The 3,252-nt window shown below is 61.0% G+C and carries 3 protein-coding genes and 1 pseudogene; 2 read left to right on the top strand and 2 right to left on the bottom strand.

All coding sequences use genetic code 11. From position 1 onward, the window contains the following. Positions 1–105 precede the first annotated feature (105 nt). Positions 106–1,455: a heavy metal sensor histidine kinase gene (locus PMI31_RS29370; protein WP_008023852.1), complete on the bottom strand. Its 1,350-nt coding sequence runs from the start codon at positions 1,453–1,455 to the stop codon at positions 106–108. Then, positions 1,455–2,135, bottom strand: coding sequence for a heavy metal response regulator transcription factor (locus tag PMI31_RS29365; RefSeq protein ID WP_007995297.1), 681 nt, complete (start codon positions 2,133–2,135; stop codon positions 1,455–1,457). The genes PMI31_RS29370 and PMI31_RS29365 overlap by 1 nt, the downstream gene beginning before the upstream one ends. A 155-nt stretch (positions 2,136–2,290) precedes the next feature. On the opposite strand from PMI31_RS29365, the gene copI reads away from it, so the two are divergent. Then, entirely contained in the window at positions 2,291–2,827 is a 537-nt protein-coding gene (gene copI, locus PMI31_RS29360) for a copper-resistant cuproprotein CopI (protein WP_008023850.1), read from the top strand. A 61-nt stretch (positions 2,828–2,888) separates the two neighbouring features. Next, a pseudogene (locus tag PMI31_RS29355) lies at positions 2,889–3,252 on the top strand (NADPH-dependent 7-cyano-7-deazaguanine reductase QueF); the annotation flags it as partial.

Below are 3,252 nucleotides of genomic sequence, written 5' to 3'. Positions count from 1 at the left end.
CTACAGGTGACGCAGGCCGGGCTTGCCAACCTCTATGTCACTTGCGTAAACCGCTTTCGCTGGCAAGCCAGCTCCTACGGGTGACGCAGGCCGGGCCTGCCAGCCTCAATCTCCCCTTGGCAATTCGATCACAAACCGCGTCCATCCAGGCTCCGATTCACAACGAATCTGCCCGCCATGGGCGCGGATGATCGACCGGGTGATCGCCAACCCCAATCCTGCATGTTCACTGCTGCCTTCGCGGCGTGCCGGGTCAGCCCGATAAAAACGGTCGAACAAGCGCGGCAGCAACTGCGGATCAATGCCGTCTCCCGAGTTCTCCACCCGCAGGCTCAGGCCGTCGGGTTGTTCGTCAATCGTGACCTGTACCGTGCCTTGGGCCGGGGTGAAGCGCAGCGCGTTGTCCAGCAGGTTGGACAGCGCCCGTCGTAACATGCTGCGGTCACCTTCCATGTGTCCAAGGCCTTCGCGGCTAAGCGTGACCTGGGCGTCTTCTGCCAGCGGTGCAAAAAACTCCAGCAGCAGGTCTGCTTCCTCCGCCAGTTCCAGCGATTCGCGTTTGGGGATCAACAGTCCATGGTCAGCCTTGGCCAGATAGAGCATGTCGTTGACCAGTTGCGCCATCCATTGCAGTTCTTCGAGGTTGCTGTGCAGGGCTTCGCGGTAGTCCTCGATGGGGCGAGGGCGGGTGAGGGTGACCTGGGTGTGGGTCAGCAGGTTCGACAGTGGCGTACGCAGTTCATGGGCAATGTCGGCGGAGAACGCGGACAGCCGCTGAAACGAGTCGTCGAGGCGTCCGAGCATGGCGTTGAAGTTGTGGGCCATTTCCGCCAGTTCCGGCGGCATGTTTTCTTCGGGCAACCGCGAGTTCAGTGATTGTGCCGAAACACCACTGGCAACCGCACTGATCCGCCGCAACGGGCGCAGGCCGCTGCGTGCCGCCCAGGCGCCCAGCAGCGCAGTGGCCAGGGCTGACAGACCGACGGTCAGCCAGATCAAATGCTGAATGCGTTGCAGAAAGTGCTGGTGGTGGGTGATGTCCAGCAGCAAGGTCAGTTGCGGTGATTCGGCTTTGTCCGGGAAAAGCGGCGCATTCAGGACGCGGTAATCCGTGCCTTCGTGGCTCACCGTCGACAATCCGGGCTGGCTCGGCAATGCCTGCGGAAGGTTTGTCGAGCTGTCATACCAGCGCCGGCCGTCGCGGCCGGTGATTCGCAGGGACAGATCAGCCTGTCGGCTCAGTTCCTCCACCAGCTTCACTTCGCCGTCACTCGACTGAAAGTCGTGCAGGGCCCGACGCAAGCCAATCAGCTTGTCGTCCAGCAATTGCTGGTCGAGTTCAATGAAATGCGCCTCACTGGCGCGGCTGAACAGCACCCCGGCGAACAACGACACCACGGCGGTGCATGCCGCAAACAGCAGCGCCAGCCGGCTGCTCAAGGACAGACGGCGCATCAGGCGGGGCGCTCTTCAAGGACATAACCCATGCCGCGTACGGTGTGAATCAGCTTGTTGGGGAATTCATCGTCGATCTTCAGGCGCAGGCGACGGATCGCCACCTCGATGACATTGGTGTCACTGTCGAAATTCATGTCCCAGACCTGGGACGCAATCAGCGACTTGGGCAGGACTTCGCCCTGGCGGCGCAGGAGCATTTCCAGCAGGGCGAATTCCTTGGCGGTCAGGTCTATGCGCTGGCCGCTGCGTTCGACCCGGCGACGGATCAGGTCCAGGCGCAAATCGGCCAGTTGCAGGCTGGTCTCTTGCGGCGTGGCGCTACCGCGACGCAACAGGCTGCGCACGCGCGCCAGCAGCTCGGAAAAGGCAAACGGCTTGACCAGATAATCGTCGGCGCCCAGTTCGAGGCCGTGAACCCTGTCCTCCACGGCGTCACGCGCGGTCAGAAAAAGTACCGGCGTATCCAGGCCAGCGCTGCGCACCGCTTGAAGAATCTGCCAGCCATCACGGCCGGGCAGCATCACATCGAGAATCAGCAGGGCATATTCGCCGCTGAGGGCCAACTGCTGGCCGGTGTTGCCGTCAGCCACCAGTTCCGTGTTGAACCCGGCCTCGGCCAGGCCCTGGCGCAGGTAATGGCCGGTTTTTGGTTGGTCTTCGACGATCAGCAGTTTCATGGGCGACTCATGGCAAATGGTACGAACGCTTTATACCGTGGGCAGCGATCACACAGGTCAACCTTACAAAGTTGTAATCTGGCTGTCAGGTTGCGGGCAGTGCCGGCAGTTTAGAGTTTTGTGCATGCTGAGCCTTATCTTGTTGGAGTACGACGATGTTTTTACGCAAATCCGTGGCGCAAATCCTGTGTTTGCTGGCACTGAGTTCGCCGGTGTGGGCGGACGCCGGGCATAGCTACGATTTCGGCCAACCGGCCCCGGCGGCCAAGGCGACCCGCAGTGTCGAGGTGGTCATGGGCGACATGTCCTTCACGCCGCAGGCCATCGACATCAAGGCCGGGGAAACCGTGCGCTTCGTTCTGGTCAATAAAGGCCAGTTGTTGCATGAGTTCAATCTCGGGGATGCAGCGATGCATGCCAGACACCAGCAGGAAATGTTGCAGATGCAACAGAGCGGCATGCTGACGCCGACCGCCATGAAGGCAATGGGCCATGAAGGCATGGCCGGTATGGATCACGGCAAAATGGATCACGGCATGAAGCATGACGACCCGAACAGCGTACTGGTGGAGCCGGGCCAGAGCGCCGAGCTGACCTGGACCTTCAGCAAGGCCACCAACCTCGAGTTTGCCTGCAACATTCCCGGTCATTACCAGGCCGGCATGGTCGGTAAACTGACTGTCAGTCAGTAAGCACTCAAAGGCGGGAGCAAAGGCTGGTAGAATCCGCTGATTCTTCAGTCAGGTTTCCGCCATGCATCCCGCAGCCGAACACTCGCCGCTGGGCAAGTCCAGCGAATACATCGCCACTTACACGCCGTCCTTGCTGTTCCCGATCCCGCGCACCGTGAAGTGGGCGGAACTGGGCCTGACGGCGCAAACCCTGCCGTATAAGGGCGTGGACTTCTGGAACTGCTTCGAACTGTCCTGGCTGCTGCCATCGGGCAAGCCCGTGGTGGCGATCGGCGAATTCAGCATTCCGGCGGATTCGCCGAACATCATCGAGTCGAAGTCGTTCAAGCTGTACCTCAACTCCCTGAACCAGACGCCGTTTGCCGATACCGAGAGCCTTGAGGCAACGCTGGCCAGGGATTTGTCGGCGGCTGCCGGCAAGCCGG

The sequence above is a fragment of the Pseudomonas sp. GM55 genome, from assembly GCF_000282395.1.
GTDB classification, from domain to species: domain Bacteria; phylum Pseudomonadota; class Gammaproteobacteria; order Pseudomonadales; family Pseudomonadaceae; genus Aquipseudomonas; species Aquipseudomonas fluorescens_CC.
Note: the sequence above shows the minus strand (reverse complement) of the source record. Positions and strands in the feature narration are given on the sequence as shown.

Bases quoted from the DNA above. Each gene is read 5' to 3' on its own strand.
- PMI31_RS29365 (WP_007995297.1), bottom strand. From the start codon at position 2,135: ATGAAACTGCTGATCGTCGAAGACCAACCAAAAACCGGCCATTACCTG.
- copI (WP_008023850.1), top strand. From the start codon at position 2,291: ATGTTTTTACGCAAATCCGTGGCGCAAATCCTGTGTTTGCTGGCACTG.
- PMI31_RS29370 (WP_008023852.1), bottom strand. From the start codon at position 1,455: ATGCGCCGTCTGTCCTTGAGCAGCCGGCTGGCGCTGCTGTTTGCGGCA.